Origin of the sequence: Rhodococcus sp. 1168 (genome assembly GCF_002091955.1) — a bacterium.
Lineage (GTDB): Bacteria > Actinomycetota > Actinomycetes > Mycobacteriales > Mycobacteriaceae > Rhodococcoides.
The window spans coordinates 98,230-115,589 of the sequence record NZ_MKKY01000020.1 but is presented as its reverse complement, the minus strand read 5'-3'; the positions used below and the strand labels follow the sequence as shown (position 1 = coordinate 115,589).

21 protein-coding genes are annotated in these 17,360 nt (G+C 60.9%); 15 read left to right on the top strand and 6 right to left on the bottom strand.

Features of this window, described 5'->3' with window-relative positions; genetic code table 11:
• Positions 1–1,186 (bottom strand): IS1380 family transposase (locus BJI47_RS01885; protein ID WP_088942103.1); only part of this gene is annotated, 1,186 nt, incomplete at its 3' end.
• 324 nt (positions 1,187–1,510) lie between these two features.
• On the opposite strand from BJI47_RS01885, the gene BJI47_RS01880 reads away from it, so the two are divergent.
• Positions 1,511–2,041: a nuclear transport factor 2 family protein gene (locus BJI47_RS01880; protein ID WP_088942102.1), complete on the top strand. Its 531-nt coding sequence runs from the start codon at positions 1,511–1,513 to the stop codon at positions 2,039–2,041.
• Positions 2,038–2,910 carry a TIGR03619 family F420-dependent LLM class oxidoreductase gene (locus tag BJI47_RS01875; protein ID WP_088942101.1) on the top strand — a complete coding sequence of 291 codons (873 nt, stop codon included), beginning with the start codon at positions 2,038–2,040 and terminating at the stop codon, positions 2,908–2,910. The genes BJI47_RS01880 and BJI47_RS01875 overlap by 4 nt, the downstream gene beginning before the upstream one ends.
• A 97-nt stretch (positions 2,911–3,007) precedes the next feature.
• On the opposite strand, the gene BJI47_RS01870 is transcribed toward BJI47_RS01875, so the two are convergent.
• Complete coding sequence (locus tag BJI47_RS01870; RefSeq protein ID WP_088942100.1) at positions 3,008–4,024, bottom strand: magnesium and cobalt transport protein CorA; 1,017 nt, start codon at positions 4,022–4,024, stop codon at positions 3,008–3,010.
• Positions 4,025–4,110: 86 nt separating this feature from the next.
• Between BJI47_RS01870 and BJI47_RS01865 the strand changes: the two genes are divergently transcribed.
• The 9 genes from BJI47_RS01865 (at position 4,111) to BJI47_RS01825 (ending at position 11,525) form a co-directional block, all read left to right on the top strand.
• Complete coding sequence (locus tag BJI47_RS01865; RefSeq protein ID WP_088942127.1) at positions 4,111–4,728, top strand: trimeric intracellular cation channel family protein; 618 nt, start codon at positions 4,111–4,113, stop codon at positions 4,726–4,728.
• A 55-nt stretch (positions 4,729–4,783) separates the two neighbouring features.
• On the top strand, positions 4,784–5,470 hold the full coding sequence (locus BJI47_RS01860; RefSeq protein WP_088942099.1) for a response regulator transcription factor: 687 nt from the start codon (positions 4,784–4,786) through the stop codon (positions 5,468–5,470).
• Complete coding sequence (locus tag BJI47_RS01855; RefSeq protein ID WP_088942098.1) at positions 5,470–6,924, top strand: HAMP domain-containing sensor histidine kinase; 1,455 nt, start codon at positions 5,470–5,472, stop codon at positions 6,922–6,924. Before BJI47_RS01860 ends, BJI47_RS01855 begins: the two co-directional genes overlap by 1 nt.
• A 158-nt stretch (positions 6,925–7,082) precedes the next feature.
• Positions 7,083–8,516 (top strand): S1C family serine protease, encoded by a 1,434-nt coding sequence (locus BJI47_RS01850; protein ID WP_088942097.1) that lies wholly within the window; start codon positions 7,083–7,085, stop codon positions 8,514–8,516.
• An 89-nt stretch (positions 8,517–8,605) separates the two neighbouring features.
• Positions 8,606–9,103 carry a molybdenum cofactor synthesis domain-containing protein gene (locus BJI47_RS01845; protein ID WP_217808493.1) on the top strand — a complete coding sequence of 166 codons (498 nt, stop codon included), beginning with the start codon at positions 8,606–8,608 and terminating at the stop codon, positions 9,101–9,103.
• 15 nt (positions 9,104–9,118) lie between these two features.
• On the top strand, positions 9,119–9,298 hold the full coding sequence (locus BJI47_RS01840) for a hypothetical protein (RefSeq protein ID WP_088942096.1): 180 nt from the start codon (positions 9,119–9,121) through the stop codon (positions 9,296–9,298).
• A gap of 554 nt (positions 9,299–9,852) precedes the next feature.
• The gene (locus tag BJI47_RS01835) at positions 9,853–10,530 is read left to right on the top strand and encodes an MspA family porin (RefSeq protein ID WP_088942095.1); all 678 of its coding nucleotides are present in this window, start codon (positions 9,853–9,855) and stop codon (positions 10,528–10,530) included.
• A 169-nt stretch (positions 10,531–10,699) separates the two neighbouring features.
• Positions 10,700–11,134: a hypothetical protein gene (locus BJI47_RS01830; RefSeq protein ID WP_088942094.1), complete on the top strand. Its 435-nt coding sequence runs from the start codon at positions 10,700–10,702 to the stop codon at positions 11,132–11,134.
• Positions 11,135–11,231: 97 nt separating this feature from the next.
• On the top strand, positions 11,232–11,525 hold the full coding sequence (locus BJI47_RS01825; protein ID WP_125458631.1) for a PASTA domain-containing protein: 294 nt from the start codon (positions 11,232–11,234) through the stop codon (positions 11,523–11,525).
• 123 nt (positions 11,526–11,648) lie between these two features.
• Here BJI47_RS01825 and mscL read toward each other — a convergent pair whose 3' ends face one another.
• Positions 11,649–12,125 carry a large conductance mechanosensitive channel protein MscL gene (gene mscL / locus BJI47_RS01820; RefSeq protein ID WP_088942092.1) on the bottom strand — a complete coding sequence of 159 codons (477 nt, stop codon included), beginning with the start codon at positions 12,123–12,125 and terminating at the stop codon, positions 11,649–11,651.
• 249 nt (positions 12,126–12,374) lie between these two features.
• Here mscL and BJI47_RS01815 point away from each other — a divergent pair, with 249 nt between their 5' ends.
• The 3 genes from BJI47_RS01815 (at position 12,375) to BJI47_RS01805 (ending at position 14,447) form a co-directional block, all read left to right on the top strand.
• On the top strand, positions 12,375–13,043 hold the full coding sequence (locus BJI47_RS01815) for an MspA family porin (RefSeq protein ID WP_088942091.1): 669 nt from the start codon (positions 12,375–12,377) through the stop codon (positions 13,041–13,043).
• A gap of 41 nt (positions 13,044–13,084) precedes the next feature.
• The gene (locus BJI47_RS01810) at positions 13,085–13,810 is read left to right on the top strand and encodes an MspA family porin (protein WP_088942090.1); all 726 of its coding nucleotides are present in this window, start codon (positions 13,085–13,087) and stop codon (positions 13,808–13,810) included.
• A gap of 82 nt (positions 13,811–13,892) precedes the next feature.
• On the top strand, positions 13,893–14,447 hold the full coding sequence (locus BJI47_RS01805) for a hypothetical protein (RefSeq protein ID WP_088942089.1): 555 nt from the start codon (positions 13,893–13,895) through the stop codon (positions 14,445–14,447).
• Here BJI47_RS01805 and BJI47_RS01800 read toward each other — a convergent pair.
• From BJI47_RS01800 to BJI47_RS01790, 3 genes are all read right to left on the bottom strand, one after another.
• A complete protein-coding gene (locus tag BJI47_RS01800; protein ID WP_088942088.1) occupies positions 14,419–15,081 on the bottom strand; it encodes a Flp pilus assembly protein CpaB in 663 nt (220 codons plus the stop codon). The genes BJI47_RS01805 and BJI47_RS01800 overlap by 29 nt on opposite strands.
• Positions 15,082–15,171: 90 nt before the next feature.
• The gene (locus tag BJI47_RS01795; protein WP_088942125.1) at positions 15,172–15,513 is read right to left on the bottom strand and encodes an FmdB family zinc ribbon protein; all 342 of its coding nucleotides are present in this window, start codon (positions 15,511–15,513) and stop codon (positions 15,172–15,174) included.
• A 172-nt stretch (positions 15,514–15,685) separates the two neighbouring features.
• Complete coding sequence (locus BJI47_RS01790; RefSeq protein ID WP_176224626.1) at positions 15,686–16,264, bottom strand: 5-formyltetrahydrofolate cyclo-ligase; 579 nt, start codon at positions 16,262–16,264, stop codon at positions 15,686–15,688.
• A gap of 110 nt (positions 16,265–16,374) precedes the next feature.
• Here BJI47_RS01790 and BJI47_RS01785 point away from each other — a divergent pair, with 110 nt between their 5' ends.
• Entirely contained in the window at positions 16,375–17,337 is a 963-nt protein-coding gene (locus tag BJI47_RS01785; protein ID WP_084348073.1) for a UTP--glucose-1-phosphate uridylyltransferase, read from the top strand.
• Positions 17,338–17,360: the final 23 nt, after the last annotated feature.

The window sequence follows — 17,360 nt, the reverse complement described above, 5'->3', positions numbered from 1 at the left end:
GGTCGAGGGCGAGTTGCACGATAGCCAGCCAGATGCGGTTTTGATCGAAGCCGTGCAACGGGAAGTTGGTGAGACCGGTGTCCTTCGCGACGCGGATCCGGTCCTCGCAGCGCGCACGGCGACGGTGACGAAGTTCGAGATCCTGGACCTTCCCGCCGACGGTGTTGGTGGCGAACGCAGTCAACCGCAGGCCGTCGGCATCGGTGAACCGTAGTTGAGCACCGGGGTGTGGTCGTTCTTTTCTGATGACCACGCGCATCCCCTCCGGCCAGGCGGTGAGGTCCACGATGCCGGTGGCGTCGATGACCCAGGCACCGTCACGGACTTTCTTCTGTGCGTCGACGGCGACCGACCAGGCGTCCTCGGGAGCGTCGGCGAGTGCGGTGACCATCGCATCGGTGAGCCCGAATCCGATCGAATACGAGACCCGTTGGTTGTGGAGCCAGGTGAGGTATTTGTGGCTCGCGCCGGCACCGTCGGTACGAATGAGCACCTTCTTGCCGGGGCGTGTGCTGCTGGTGGAGGGTAACTGTGCCAACGCTTTCCGAGTGACCTCGATATGATCTGCCGCTGTGTTCGATCCGGCGTTACCGGGCCGCAGCAGCGCCGCGACAGGTTCACCGGTCCCGCTGGTGCCGTGGTCGACGAACGCCATCAGGGGATGAAATCCATAGCCTCGTTTGTACGTCGGTGCAGCAGACTCCTTGTCCGAGTGGGCCGCGACGAGGGTGGCATCGAGGTCGATGACGATCGGATTCTTGGCGGTGATGTCGTGATCGGGAGCGTGCTCGCCGGCGTGTTTCCACGCCGCGGTGCGAGCGGATGCTCGGGCGGTGTCGATCGCGGTGAGCACCGAGGCGGTGTCGGTGGTCAATGCCGTGATCAGGCGGGAGACGGTGGGATCGGAGGGAACTCTTCCGAAGACGGCAGCGTGTTCACGCAGGGTGGCGATGTCGGCGAGGCAATCCCCACCGAGGGCCAGCGACACTGCGAGGTCGAGGACGATCTTGCCGGGGTCGAACTGCGCCAACGGTTTCCGCCACGACACGAGCTGCTTCGACAACGCTGCGGTCAATCCCGTCACTTCCGCCGTGCGCAGCAAAGTCACTGCACCGGCGTGCGACACGACACCGGTTCCGGTGGCATCAACGGACAGGGTGGGGTACGACGACGTAGACTTGCTCACCAGAAGGGTGCTCCTTGTTCCAGCGTGTATTCAACCTTAGACAAGTCGAATTATCGCAGGTGGGAGCACCTTTCTTCGTTTTCGACACAGATCAGATCCTCACCTCTGTGAAAGCACGAGGCTAGATCCGTTGTAGGGCAGGGCAACGCAGTCATCGAACGCATCTCCGGCCGAAACATCCATGCGCGCCGTGCGGAACGTGGGCTCGAAGCCAGTCCTAGCCCAAACTCGAAGGTGCCAATGGAACCCATTTCTTGCCGGTGTGCTCCCACACAGCGGGATTCGCGGGAAAGGACGGTGCCGCCTTCGCTACCGTCGGTCGGTATGACTGTTCAACGTAGTGAGTGGTCCGATCGCCAACAGATACACGATGTCGTGTTGCGGTACTGCCGCGGGATCGACCGGCTGGATTTCGATCTGGTCCGGTCTACCTACCATGTGGACGCCATCGACCATCACACCGGCTTCGAGGGCACGCGTGAGGAATATATTGCCTGGGTCGAACCCAAGTTGAGGGCTCGGCGCGGTGGGACGATGCATATCCTCGGCAATCATCTGGTTGAACTGATGGGTGATAGTGCGATCAGCGAGACGTATGGGACGTCGGTTCATTGGGGCGAACCTACCGACGATTCCCGGGTGAATTTCACCAGCGGCGTGCGATTCATCGATCACTTCACTTGGCGAGACGGTCGGTGGGCGATCACCGAGCGGTGGGCTGTGCGGGAATGGACCCGTTCGGACGCAGGCCGGCTGATGCCCAAAGAGGGTGCGGGGCCTTCTGGAAGCAGGGACGGGGACGATCCGTTGATTCGACTACAGCGAACGCTACAAGTAACGGAGGCACAGGTATGAAGGTAGGAATCAGCTCGCCGATCGTGGCGTTGGCAGGTCATCGTCCCGCATGGGAGGCTGCGGCCGGTACTGCCGAGCTCGTCCGGGTGGCTCAGGCTGCCGATCGACTCGGGTACGAACACATGACGTGTGGTGACCACGTGGCCGTACCGCCTGGGCTCCCGCGTGGCGAACGTTTCTACGACCCGCTGGCGACATTCTCGTTCCTGGCGGGGCAGACGCGCCGACTTCGGTTCACGCCGTACGTGTTGGTTCTGCCCTTCTATCACCCGTTGGAGATCGCCAAGCGGTACGGGACACTCGACTACCTCAGCGATGGGCGACTGATCCTCGCGTTCGGAGTGGGGAATTTGAAGGAGGAATTCGACATGCTCGGGGTCCCCTTCGACGACCGCGGGCCGCGTGCCGACGACGCCCTCCGGGCACTGCGGGCAGCGTTGTCCGGAAGAAAGGTGTCGTATGACGGTCCTTACTACTCGTTCCAGGACATGGTGGTCGACCCGCACGCCGCTCAGTCTCGGGTGCCGATGTGGATCGGTGGACACAGCGAGCGCGCCTTGCGCAGAGCGGTGACTCTCGCCGACGGTTGGGCCCCGGCGCCGCAGGCCTTCCGTGGACCGACTCCGGAACTGATGCGGCAGATGCTCGACCGGCACGACTTGCCGATGGGTTTCGATGTTGTCTTCTCCCCGGGCAAAGCCCTGGACCCGACCGACGCGCCAGGCCTGGTGGCCGAGGTTATGGCCACCGCAGAGAAGGCAGGAGCGACCCGAATGAACTTGACGGTCCGTCATGAATCGCTTGCTCACTACCTGGAGCAGCTCGAAGCATTCGCGGAGATTGCCGGCCTCGACATTCAGTTGGTCTAGGCGGCGGACTCCAAAGGTCGTTGCACTGAACGTACGTAGTTCGACCCGCTGTCCTGTTGTGGAGGGCGCTGGGTCGCTTCAGCTTCTGAACGAGCAGCTATAGCCACTTCTGTCGCTTGAAGGTCACATATAGTGCACTCGAGCAGAGGACCATTGCCAGTAGTGCGAGCGGGTATCCGATGTGCACGCTCAGTTCCGGCATGACCTCGAAGTTCATGCCGTAGATCGCGGCGATCAGTGATGGCGCGAACAGGATGGCGCCCCACGACGAGATCTTCTTCACTTGCTCGTTCTGTTCGAGGCTGACTTGCGTCATGGCGCGAATTTCATCGTTCTGCTGCTGGGCGACCATCGTCGCATTTACCGAAAGTGCGTTCTGCAAGTTCGACCGGAATGTTTCGACGCGTTCTGCGATCAGAACACAGTGGTCGAGTACGTCGCGCAGATTGCGTTGAAGTTCGATGTCGACGTGGTACTTGTCCGAACCTTTTGCGAGGTGCTCGATCATTGTCACCAGGGGGCCGGTTGCGCGTTGGAACTCGGTGACCTCACGGGAGAGGGTGTAAATGCGTCGGGACACCGATTCGTCTCTCGAGAACAGTTGGTCTTCGATTTGGTCGATGTCGATCTGGAGTCCTTCGACCACGGGTTCGTACTCGTCGACGACTTGGTCCAGGATGGCATAAAGCACAGCCTCGGTACCTTGGCGGAGTAGCGCGGGTGTCTTCTCGAGTCGTTCGCGCACCACTTTGAGGTCCGGTGATTCAGCGTGCCTGATGGTGATGACGAAGTCTGGGCCCAGGAAGATGTGGAGCTCACCGAATTCGACTTTCTCGGTCTCGTCGATGTACCGAGCAGGTCGAAGTACGACGAATAATTGGTCGTCGTAGCGTTCGAGTTTCGGACGCTGGTGTGCGGCGATGGCATCCTCGACGGCCAGGCGGTGGAGGCTGAATTCTTCTGCAACGGAGTCGATTTCGTCGATATCCGGGCGGTACATGCCGATCCAGGCCATCCCTTCGCGTTCCCGCATCACCTCGTAGGTGATGTCGAGACTGCTTGGGTTGGCTGTCCTTTTGCCGTCGACGTACACGGCGTTGTCGACGATCGGCAACGTGAACCCAACCTTTCCTGTGGCGCTCCTCGAATGAAGTCAGCGTGCCATAGCAGTGGCGGATGCGCCCATGGGACGCTTACCGGGTGCTCGTGGATGTGTTGGGTTATGTGGGAATCGCGGCGTTCGCAGCGTCGGGCGCTCTGATCGGTGTTCGTAAACGCCTCGATCTCTTCGGAGTGTGTGTCGTCGGAATCACGACGGGAGTCGGCGGCGGCATCATTCGCGATCTTCTGCTCGGGATCCACCCGCCGACGTCGCTGGATCGGTGGCCCAATCTTACGGTCGCGCTCGTCACATCGCTGTTGGTGTTCGTCGCGCATCCGGTCATCGATCGCGTTTGGAAAGGTGTGTTGCTCTTCGACGCGTTCGGCATGGGGTTGTTCGCGGCGACGGGTGCGACGATTGCGTTGGAGAGCGGGGGTAGTTCACTCGCAGCCTGTCTCATCGGTGTGACGACAGCTGTGGCGGGCGGCGTCATTCGAGATATTCTGGTCAACGAGGTTCCGTTGCTACTTCGACGCGATCTGTATGCCGTCCCGGCATTGTTGGGTTCGACGGCAGTTGCGGTGACCGAAGCGATCGGATGGTCCGAGAATCTCGGCCTGCTCATCGGCACCGTTGCCGCGACGGGGCTGCGTGTTCTCGCCCTGTGGCGACGGTGGAATCTACCGATTGCTCGACGCCTCCCCGTCGAGGAGTAGGACACATCGGGACCCTTCTCAGACATATCTCAGTCCTTCAGGACAAACTAGACGAATGCGTATTCTGGTTGTCGACGACGATCGAGCGGTCCGTGACTCGCTCAGGAGATCCCTCACCTTCAACGGGTACACCGTCGACATCGCTGTCGATGGTCTCGATGCACTCGAAAAAATCGCAGCCGATCGCCCGGATGCCCTTGTCCTGGACGTGATGATGCCCCGTCTCGACGGGCTCGAAGTGTGCCGGCGCTTGCGCAGCGTCGGCGACGACTTACCGATTTTGGTGCTCACTGCCCGCGACTCGGTGTCCGAGCGCGTGGCAGGTCTCGACGCCGGGGCCGACGACTATCTGCCCAAGCCGTTCGCGCTCGAGGAATTGTTGGCTCGACTGCGTGCGCTGCTTCGTCGCACGGCGATGGAAGCCGACGGAGAATCGGAGGCAATGGAGTTTGCGGATTTGTCGCTGGATCCGGTCACCCGCGAAGTGACGCGAGGGGAGCGGTCGATCAGCCTGACGCGCACCGAGTTCTCGCTGATGGAAATGTTGATCATGAACCCGCGTCGAGTGCTGACGCGCAGTCGAATTCTCGAAGAGGTGTGGGGTTACGACTTCCCTACGTCGGGGAACGCCCTCGAGGTGTACGTCGGTTATCTGCGACGCAAGACCGAAGCAGAGGGGGAGACTCGGCTGATTCATACGGTCCGAGGAGTCGGCTACGTGCTCCGCGAGACGCCCCCGTAATGGTTGCTCCCTTCGGGCGTCGGCCGCCCGCGCAGGCTGTGTCGGACCCGTCGGCGATGCGTCCTCCCATGCCGTTGACACGGACGGTGTCGTTGCGTTGGCGGGTGACGTTGTTGGCCGCGTCGGTGGTGGCTATCGCCGTGGCGGTGATGGCGATTGCGGCCTATGCCGTCGTGTCGCGAGCGTTGTACGGCGATGTCGACAACCAGCTTCGTACCCGTGCAGATGCGTTGATCAACAGCAATCTGGTGACGTTCGACCCCCGCTACGTTGCCGGTGCGACGCTGTACAGCACCGACGTCTCGGTTGCGTTGATCTATCCCGATCTCACCAAATATGTGCCGCCAGGTTCCAAAGTGCCGATCGGGGCCGCGGAAGTCGCTGTCGCCGAGGGGGAGAGTGATCTTTCCTTGCGAACGGTCGACGGGCAACGGGTGCTCAGTCAGCGCACGCAGGACGGCAGCACAATTGTCATTGCGCAGCGGCTTTCGCCCACCGGTGAGGTGCTGGATCGACTCGCGTGGGTTCTGCTGTTCGTCGGAGGTGGTGGTGTCGCACTCGCAGCCGGCGCTGGAATGGCCGTGGGCCGCACCGGTTTGCGTCCGATTGCGAGATTGACCGCAGCCGCTGAACGGGTCGCCCGTACCGATGATCTGACGCCGATTCCTGTTACCGGCGACGACGAATTGGCTCGTCTCACCGAAAGTTTCAACACGATGCTCCGAGCCTTGGCCGAATCCAGAGGTCGTCAGAGTCGACTCGTCGCCGATGCAGGTCACGAACTCCGCACGCCGCTGACTTCGCTGCGCACCAACATGGAATTGCTGATCGCCTCGGGCCGACCGGGCGCCCCGTCGATTCCGGACGAGGACATGGCCGAGTTGCGCACGGACGTCGTCGCGCAGATTCAGGAATTGTCCACGCTCGTCGGAGATCTCGTCGACCTCGCCCGTGAAGACACACCTGAGACGGTGTTCGAGCGCGTCGATCTTGCCGATGCCGTCGCTCGCAGTCTCGAGCGTGTACGACGGCGTCGCAACGAAATCGACTTCGTAGCGACCCTCGAGCCGTGGTTCGTCTATGGGGATCAGGCGGGGTTGTCGCGAGCGGTGCTCAATGTTCTCGACAACGCTGCCAAGTGGAGTCCTGCCGGCGGTGAGGTTCGCGTGGTGATGCGCAAGATCGGTGATGGGCTGATGGAACTCACCGTCGACGACGGCGGTCCGGGAATTCCTGAGGAGGATCGCGAGCTCGTGTTCGATCGCTTCTACAGATCGACTGCGTCGAGGTCGATGCCCGGGTCCGGGCTAGGGCTTGCGATAGTGCGGCAAGTTGTGGTCAAACACGGCGGCACTATCGGTGTGGAGGTGTCCGAACGTGGGGGTGCGCTGATTCGAATTGTGTTGCCGGGTGAAGTGGATCCGCAGATCGTGCCCACGACTTCGGAAATTTGACCTTCTGGCCAAGAGCTTTACAGAGAGGGAATTGGATCTGGAGAGTCTCGGGAAATCAATAGGTGCATCTCAGCACGCTCTCAGAAGCAACCGGCATTGTTACCCATAACAACGGCGGGCGACCTCTACCGAGGTTTCTACTGAAAGAAGCACCACTGATGACCGATGATCGCACAGGCTCTGGGCAGAACCCCGAGCGTCCGGCGGCTGAGCAACCCACTGCGCAGAGCCCCTCGGATCAGCATTCCACCCAGCAGTTTCCTCCGCAGCAACCTCCATATGGTCAGCAGCAGGCCACCGGACAGTACGGCAGCCCGTCCTACGGTCAGAATCCGTACGCGCAACAGGGGTACGGCTACAACCAACACGCTGCACCACAGCATCACGAGGCGACTACCCAGGCGCCCGCTGCGCTCCAGGCCAGGCCCGGCCGAACCACCCTTGTCGCTGGAGCTATCGCACTGGTTCTGGTCGGCGGCGGAATCGGTGGCGCGGTAGGCGCATTGGCTACCAACAACGCCAACGGCACTGGCGGCGTGTCCAATTCGCTCAACTCGACCGTCACCGCGGCGCAACCGGCCGCCAACTTTCCCGACGGCTCGGTACAGGCTGTGGCAAACAAGGTTCTGCCGAGCGTCGTGCAGATCCAGGTCAAGGGCAGCCAGGCCGAGGGGGAGGGCTCCGGCGTCATCTTGTCTTCGGACGGGCTCATCCTCACCAACAATCACGTCGCGACCGGTGCCGGAGCCAACGGCAAACTGAGCGTAGCTTTCTCGGACGGGTCGATTGCAGACGCCACGCTCGTGGGTGCGGATGCAGTGTCGGACATGGCGGTCATCAAGGCGGAAGGCAAGACAGGCCTGACGCCGATCGAACTCGGCACTTCGTCGAACCTCGAGGTCGGGCAGCAGGTTGTGGCAATCGGATCACCGCTAGGGCTGGCCGGAACTGTGACCACGGGCATCGTGTCCGCGCTGAACCGCCCGGTGTCGACCAGCGGTGAGTCGGGTAATCAGAACTCGGTAATCGATGCCATCCAGACCGATGCCGCTATCAACCCTGGCAACTCGGGTGGCGCACTGGTCAATACCGACGGCCAGCTGATCGGAATCAATACCGCCATCGCCTCGCTCGGCGGAAGCCAGTCCTCGGGCGCGCAGAGCGGTTCCATCGGCCTCGGCTTCGCGATCCCGGTCGATCAGGCCAAGCGCATTGCCGATGAGCTGAGTAAGACCGGTAAGGCGACGCAGGCCATGATCGGCGTCCAGGTTCCCTCGAAGGACGACGCGAACGGTGCGACGGTAGTGGAAGTGACCGAGGGCGGCCCAGCAGCAGCAGCGGGCATTCCGAAGGGGGCTGTCATCACCAAGGTCGACGATCGAGTAATTTCCAGCGGTGACGCGCTCATCGCGGCCGTACGCTCACACGCTCCCGGCGATTCGGTGAAGATCACCTACACCGAAGGCGGCCAGGACAAGACCGCCGACGTCACACTCGGAACCGCCGAGTCGCAGACTGCCGCCGTCCAGATGCCGTCCGAATCGGAGTCGCAGTCACCGCTGCAAATTCCCGGATTCCCCGGTGGCCGCTGATGTTGTCCGATACCGATCTCTTGGCGACAGTTGCAACGATTTACGCACAGCGTGAGACCGAGCAGCGCGCTACTACTACGGTAAGCACTATGGAAATAGAGGCACCTCTGGCTGGACGGGCGTTGGTCGTGATCGTGGACGATCGGACCGCAAACAGCAGCGAACAGGACTCGACCGGCCCATTGGTCACAGAGTTGCTCACCGAAGCAGGATTCTTGGTCGACGGCGTGGTTGCTGTGACGTCGGATGAGGTCGATGTGCGCAATGCACTCAATACCGCTGTCATCGGTGGCGTCGATCTCGTCGTGTCGATCGGCGGGACCGGCGTCTCGCCGCGAGATGTAACGCCGGATGTCACTGCCGAGGTTTTGGATCGAGAGATTCCGGGCATCAGTGAGGCTCTTCGGTCGTCCGGGATTGCGGCCGGCACTCTCGACGCGGGCCTGTCCCGTGGGCTCGTCGGAGTTTCCGGTAGCACATTGGTGGTGAATCTCGCGTCCTCGAGGGCTGCGATCCGCGATGGCATGGCGACGTTGACCCCGTTGGCCAAGCAGGTCATCACTGACCTCTCTGGCCTGGACGCCTGAGTAGGAGGCCTTTTCATGGCCGAGCAGCACAGCGACAAGCATGACGAGGAGAGCCGGGCCCGAATCGAACGGGCTCGGCTCACTCGTATCTTCGGGGACGTTCTGCCGGAAACGACTGGCGACGATCGGGCGGGCGCAGAGGACACGAGATCGGACGACTGGTTCGACCGGGAGCGACCGCCACACCATTATTAGTGTGATCTGAGACACGTTTTGCAGGTTGAATCGAACGTGCGTTCACCGTTTGTTTACGTGTTATTAGCACAGTACGTCAGCCCGAAATGGGTGTCCCGCTTCCGATCACGATGATTCCAATCTCCACTTTCGGGTCCTTCGGCGGCGGTGTGAGTGGTGTTACTTGAGTGTCTGCCCACTTCAGGCCCTGTTTGGTCTTCGGTGAGGTCTATAACGGATCGGCCACGGACGTCAAAAAATGTGTTCTGCACTACCCGTCAGTATGTTGTCAACGTCCTTCACCCGCTCCAAACACGTAACGAACGGGACACCTTCGACGGCCAATCCTAGGGATTGTCACGATCCGGCAACTCCTCTAATGTTCCCCTCAGCTTCCGGCATCGAGGACGTGGAATCACACGTTCGACGCTCTTGGGCCGGAACTGACAATGAACCCGATCCAAGGATCGAAGTTCTGCTCGGGGATTCTCGGCAATGCTGCCGTCGTGAACCGAGGGTGAAAGCCACAAGCTTCCCGTGCGACTGTGCTGGGACTGAACATGATGAGGAAGTAAATGACGGAGATCCAGAAGTCGCGGCGTAGCCGTGGGTTCAAGTCCATGAGTGTTGCGGTTGCAGCAGGCGCTTCGGTTATCGGCCTGGTGCTCGGTACCGGTACCGCATCCGCCGCTGTCGACAGCACCAACACGGTCGTCGACGCCAACGGAAACACCATCACCGTGTCGCTGTCCGACACCTTCATCAACAGCGTTTCGCCGCTCGACGGCAACCCGCTCACCCGTGAGTGGTTCGCCAACGGTGTTGCAGGCTGGACCGTGACCGGACCTGACGCCGAAGACTTCGAAGGCACTGTGGCCATGGGCTACCAGGTCGGCTACCCGGCCAGCATCGGTGGCAAGGTGACGTTCGATTACAAGACCCCGAAGGTCGGCGCGGACATAACCCTGGGCTCGGACGCAATCAAGTTCGGTATCAGTGACATTCTTCCGCAGGCCGGTTTCTCCGCCGATATCGCTCCCGGACCCGGCATCGTCGACGCCACCGCTGCCTCGGGCAACGTCCAGGGCACCGAGGGTGACGCCGAAGGCGCTTCGGGAACCATCCAGATCGCCAACGCTCACGGCACCGCGACCGGCATCCTCGGTAACGTTCGCGTTCGCCCGTACGTCTCGGTCACCAGCTCCACCGGTGACGTTGCTGTCACCTACGGTGACCCGTGGACCTTCAACTGATCTAGATCGGTTGATCGAAAGCTTCACACCCCAGCGCTGACGCGCTGAACCTGATCGGGCCCGTCCGGAATTATTCCGGACGGGCCCGATTTGTTCGTCCCCAACTTTCCTCTGGATGCGTGCACCGGACCCGGCAGGCTCTGGGTGTACGAGAAACGGCTGATAATCGATGCGCTTCACTCTAATTCCCGTAGTCGCTTTTGCTGCTTTGGTTGCTCTAGTCGGTTGCAGCAGTAGCGATTCGGCGGACGGCTCGGTATTGGGCGCGAACGCTGATGTCTGCACGAAGTTCAGTGCTGCGCACGACGAGCTGGCGGCACTCGCCACAACCGGCCCCGGCGTCGGCGGGGACACTGTCCGGTGGACTGCGGACAAGGACGCTGCGCTCGCAAAGATCTCCCCCCTCGCTGACCAAGCAGAGGGGCAGGTGAAGGCGAACATTCAGAAGCTCGTCTCCGCACTTCCGAAGGATTCGCTCGAACTCACAGAGGCGGACAGCGTCTCGGGTCAGGCGTTCGTCGACAATTCGGAGGCAGTGGCAACCTCGTGCGACAGTAGCGGTACGACTGTCGAGTTGGCTGAGTTCCCTCTGCAAAAGTTCTGATCTCGGCAAAAATCGGGAAGCCCCCGGTTTCATGTGATTTGAATTACACTTGCTCCGTTTAGTTTCCCGTTCATCATGGTCGGGTCTAGGAGTGCAGATGTTCAAGAAGACCATGTGTGCAGTCGGCTTCGCGGGGTGTGGTTTGTTGGGATTCGCGGCGGTGGCTCATGCAGGGCCGCTGGTTCCGCCGCCCAACGTGGTGGGGATGAGCGAGTCGGAAGCCAGGGGCGTGCTGGCAGACGACGGCTACAAGCCAAAGGTGATATCGAGGAATGGCGGTGGCCCGAACTGTGTGGTCTTCCATCAGAGTTCGGTTACGGATTTCGCGTATCGCCAAAATGATGACGAAGACGTGTATCGCGTTTATCTGGCTGTGAACTGCTTGGCGTAAGAAGTTTGAATCTCACTATCCGGGGGGTGTAAGCGGTACAGCCCTGGATAGTTCAAAAAGCCGAAAGGCCCGTTTCTGCTGAGGGGATCAGCAGAAACGGGCCTTTCGCCTGGAGGCTGTGTCTTACTTGCTGTGCAACCCGCCGCCCGAATCGTCGGAATCGCCTATCGCCTCGCCGCTGCCGCCGGTATCATCCGCGGGTGTCGAGAGCCTGCGGCCGACGTCGGTTCCACCGGCCAGCATGTCTCGGATCTGAACGAGGACATCGACGTCGCTGAGTTCCTTGTCGGGCTTGCTGACGAACCGCTTCTTGGCGGTGGTCACCGGCAGGATGAGTACGAAATACACCACCGCGGCGAGGATGATGAAGTTGATGATTGCCGTAATCACCGCGCCGATATTGACGAATGTCTCAGGGCTGGAGGTGATTTTGAATCCCCAACCGTATTCGTTGGAACCGCCGAGGGCCGCGATGATCGGGTTGACGATATTGGTCGTGAATGCGGTGACGATGGCAGTGAACGCAGCTCCGACGACCACCGCGACGGCCAGATCGACGACATTTCCGCGGAGCAAGAAGTCCTTGAATCCTTTGAGCATGATTCTCCTCGAGTCCAGTCGAGCGGATGGACGACAAAGCATTGTTGGAAAAGGGTAACGGAATGAACGGCTCTCGGGGCGGAACTTGGCTGGTCTGTCGATTCTGTTCTCTATAACGGTCTCGTAAAATTTCATTCCATTTGTTCGTGTCGGCGGGCAGAACGTCCAGTACCCTTCGCCAGGAAACGTTTCGCTTCATGTGGGCCGTCGGATTCGAAGTCTTTCAGTTGACGTTGTATGAGGGGAACCATGAACGAGTCTCGCTTTTCCGCGCTGCGCAGGTTCGGCCGGCTGGTCGCACTCGGGGCTGTGGCGTCCGTCGGTATCGGGATGCTGTCCACCGGTGCGGCCAACGCAGAAACCTTCGTCCCATTGGCCAACGGTGAGAAGGTGGCCGGCCCCTACAAGATTGCGCACTTCGACGAGTCTGCCAAGGTTGCGCCTCAAATTGCCTTCAACGGACTGAACCGAAACGCGTGGGCCACCGGCACCGCACTGTCGGAGGTCCCCGAAGGCTCGACCGGAACACTGAAGACCGGCTACTTGGTCGGCTGCCAACTCGATATGACCGATCTCGAATTCGGGTTGAATTTCGATGCCGGTATCGAAGGTGGCAACACCAACATCATCACTCTGTTTCCCATCCCGTTCTTGATCGGCGGAGAAGGTAAGACCGAGAACAAGATCGGTGGCGGCGTCGACTTCGACATTCCGCTGCAGGACCGCGAGGTCGCCGCTGTCGAAATAGCATCCAAGGATGTGTCGGGACCGACTACGGCCATCCAGTATCAGGACGTCGCGATCTCGGTCCAGAACTGCGGAGGATTTGCGCAGGCGCGGTCCTACACCACACTCGAGCTCACCGGAAACTACCGATACAAGGGAACTCTGTACGGCCAGCCGTTCAGCCTCGGCTGAGACTTTCGAAACTTCGTAGGACCTAGAGGGGAACAGACACAGTGAAGAACAACAGAACTGTTGCTGCGCGCATCGCAGCACTCGGGGCCGTCGGTGCCATCGCAATCGGATTCTGGTCGGCAGGTGCAGCGAGCGCAGATACCTTCGTACCGTTGCCGGACAACGAGATCAGCAAGACCCTGATCGATGGAACAGTGGTGACCGTCAAAGGCTTCGGTCAGAGCGGGCTCATCTCTCCGTCCATGGGCGCCACCCCGACACAGCGCAATGTATGGGTGACGGGCAACTACACCGTAGAAACCTCCAATCCCGGTGGCGGAAAGATCGAACCAGGCTTCCTCGTCGGGTGCCAGGTGGATTTCGCAGCCGGGATCGGCGGCGGAGTCGGTGCCACCTTCGGTCAAGGAAATACGATTTCGCTCGAACCGGGTGACTTGAGTTCACTGAAAATCGACCGTACGCAGCCCAACACCTACGAGATCGGCGCAGGCCTCAACCTGGAGCTCGCGCCGGGACAGCTCAACGACGTCAAGCTGATCGCCGACGAGACAGATGCGAAGATCGATGGCATCACCGTTGCGACCGAAACGGACAACGACTTCCCGTTCGAAGGCAATGGCGGCGGGTTCACCTTCGCCGATGAAACCTTGAGCGTGTCCGGCTGCGCAGGCTTCGCGGAGGCCCGTTCGTACGTAGATGTCACCATCGAGAACGATGCAGTGACCTCGACCGTCACTCTCTGGGGACAGCCTTTCAGCATCGGTTGATGCGGGGGATCAAGATCTCACGAGTCTCTATGATCTATCTCAGGATCCGATGCTCAAACCAGCGGCGGGATAGGATGCCGCTATGAGTCGTCACAGAGCCGCTGCTTGTGCGCCTTCGAGCGACTGGATCGAAGGCGTACTGAGCAAGCGGTACAGGTTGTCGGAGTTCTACGATCCGGCCGCCACGGGCGCAGACCAATCGGACCTGTTGTGGATGTTTTCCAAAGCCGGTGACGTCGAGGACACTGCGCACAGGGCAGACGCGCAACGAAACCTGTCGACGTCTGCGGCTTCATGTGTGCTCGGGGAAGTCTTCGCGGAATTCGACTCCTATGTCCTGAGCCTGACCGAGCAGCGCACCATCGAGCATCGACCTCTGCGCTCGGAGGACAGTCTGCACAGCGATGTCTTCCTCGAGAGCCACGGCCGTGAGAACAACGCGGACACCTTCGGCGTCAAAATCGTCTTCACCGATCGGATCGGCGCACTGGTATTTACCACTTTCGCGACCTACGCCGGTCACCTCGATGCCAGCTCGGCAGACGTCGACAACACAGCGGCGTCGGATATGAAGGATCCGCCGTCGGAAGGCATGCACGGGCTCACCGTCAGTGAAAAGTCACGGTCAGTGAGCTGACCAGGGAAGCGGCGGCAACATCCGTCGCATCCTCCGGTGACATCGCCACCAGCACCACTCGGTCGCTGCTGCGTTGACGCGCGTCCTTGTCCGAAATCAGTACGACGACGGAATCGGTCGTCAGTATCCGCGCATTCTGTTCACCGCCGTCCCCGTCGGGCTGGACAGTGAGCACGTCGACGATGTCGCCCTCGCGTAGGAGATCTGTGACCGCGGCGTCGGTCAGCCGGACGGGCACGATTCGGGCGTCGGCGGAACCGAGAGCTGCCCCGGCCAACCGCGGAGTGAGTAGTCGTACATCGGTGAGGGGCTCACCGGCACGGATGGGACCCGCCACTGTATGGGCCGTCGCGTCATCGACATCCGTGATCGCGCCCTCCGGGACAGCCCCCGGCTCGTAACCGGTGATTCGAACGTCCTCGAGCTGGATTGGCCTACCCGGAGCCAGATCGCGGGCCGCAACGACAATCGGTACGCGATCTGTAGCTGCAGCATCCCTGACGAAGAGCACAGCCGCCAGAAAGGCAAGGGCCCCGGCGGCCACGCGCCGGACGAGGATCGTACGAGTCCATCCCGGCCGAACAAGGAGTCGATCCAGCATTGTGGAATCGAGTCGGGCATATCGCTGTGGCATGAAAGTGACGGTAACGGCGGACAGTCCGCACCAGCAGCCGAAACAGGCCTCGGCTGTGGATAACGCCGAGGCCTGTGGACAATCGAGAAACTACGAGGTTGCTGCTGCCTTCGACGGAGTGGACGAGGAGGTGCTCGGCGTCGAAGACGCGCTGGTCGAGCTGGATTCCTTGGCCTTCGTATCCGTCTTCACCGGTGCGGAATCGCTCTTGTCGCTCTTCGATTCGCCCGCGCTTTCGCTGGCTGAGCTCGCTCCGCTACGACTGTCGGTCCGGTAGAACCCGGTTCCCTTGAAAACGATTCCGACCGAATTGAACAGCTTCCGCAACTTGCCGCTGCACTGCGGGCACACGGTCAGCGAGTCCTCGCTGAACGACTGCACAATGTCGAACCGGTTCTCGCACTCGGTGCAGGCGTATGAATAGGTGGGCATCGATGTTCCTCCGCGCTGGTCCACTGGTCAACTGGTCGACTGGTCACCATGGAGATTTCGCCATTGCTCGGTCGAGACCACTGGTGTGCCGAAAAAACTGCTGGAACTTCTCCGAGTAGGAGAGAGCATTAGCACTCTACAGTCATGACTGCCAACGCTGCCATTCAGGCAGCTATTCCCAATTCAAGGCAATGAGACCGCCGGAAGGCGTCAGGGCATGGGACGCGCGTCGATCATGCGGTTCCTCGGGAAGTTCGTCAACCAATTCCGAGTCGCGAACGACAGCAACGACAGGGATTCCCGGAGGCACCAGATCGAGTGTTCGATCATAGAAACCGGCGCCCCGACCCAACCTGACTCCGCGCCGATCGACGGCCAACGCAGGCACGAACACCACATCGCACGTAGCGACTCGCGCGGGAGGCAACAGCGGTCCGGTCGGTTCGGACAAGCCGTAGGAAGCAGCCTTCAAGTTCTCGCGCCCTGTGTACTCCGCCCACTGCAACGGCCCTGGCTCCCTGGCCACAGGAACCAGTACGACCGCGGATCGAAGGGCAAGCGCGTCGAGCATGTCGAGCGACCCTGGTTCGCTTCCTACCGGGATATATGCCGCAACAACGGACGCGTCACACACCGTTTCGGCTGCGGCATGACAGAGTTTCAGCGACTCGTCTTCATGTGTGAGCGCACTCGAGGCCCGACGAGACGCGAGGACGCGTAGGCGCCACTCCTTCTTGGAGATCGGTTTCACAGCATTGCCAGCAGCATCGTCTCTAGCAGCATGGGTCGAGCTTAGGCACCTCGGGAACAGTCGGCAGGCGCGGAGCGAGATCCGCGGTGACCATGGATAAGGTGGGCAGCATGACAGAAGCCGCAGCAGACGCTCCGACAACGCATGTCGGGCATCAAGGGCACTTTCGGACAGCGATCGTTCCGGCCGCCGGCATGGGGACACGCTTCTTGCCTGCCACCAAAACCGTTCCCAAGGAACTGCTTCCGGTCGTCGACACGCCAGGAATCGAACTCGTTGCAGGTGAAGCGGCCGATTCCGGTGCCGAGCGTCTCGTGATCGTCACCTCGCCGGGCAAGGACGGTGTCGTCGCGCACTTCGTCGAGGATCTCGTTCTCGAGACGAAGCTCGAGAAGAGCGGCAAGTTGAAGATGCTCGCGAAGGTCCGCGTTGCTCCCTCGCTGCTCGATGTCCAATCCGTTGTGCAGTCCGAGCCGCTCGGGCTCGGACATGCCGTCGCATGTGCCGAGGAAGTGCTCGACGACGATGAAGACGCCGTGGCAGTCCTGCTGCCCGACGACCTTGTTCTTCCCCGGGGTGTGCTCGACGTGATGTCCCGGGTGCGGGCCAAGCGTGGCGGCACCGTGCTGTGTGCCTTCGAAGTACCCGAAGAAGACGTCTCCTCCTACGGAGTCTTCTCCGTCGAAACCGTCCCTGATGCGGTGAACCCGAATGTCCTCAAGGTCACCGGCATGGTCGAGAAGCCCAAGCGTGAAGATGCTCCGTCACTGTTCGCCGCGGCAGGCCGCTATCTGCTCGATCGAGCGATTTTCGACGCCTTGCGACGCATCGAGCCTGGCGCTGGTGGCGAGATTCAGCTCACCGACGCCATCGCATTGTTGATCGATGAGGGTCATCCGGTTCACGTCGTCGTACATCGCGGTTCCCGACACGACCTCGGAAATCCCGGGGGATACCTACGCGCTGCGGTTGACTTTGCACTCGAACGCGATGATTACGGTCCGTCGTTGCGTGAATGGCTGACCGAACGACTGAGTGACGATTGGGCGCCGCAACTCACCACGTATGAATAGGCCCGTAGTACAGAGATAGAGAA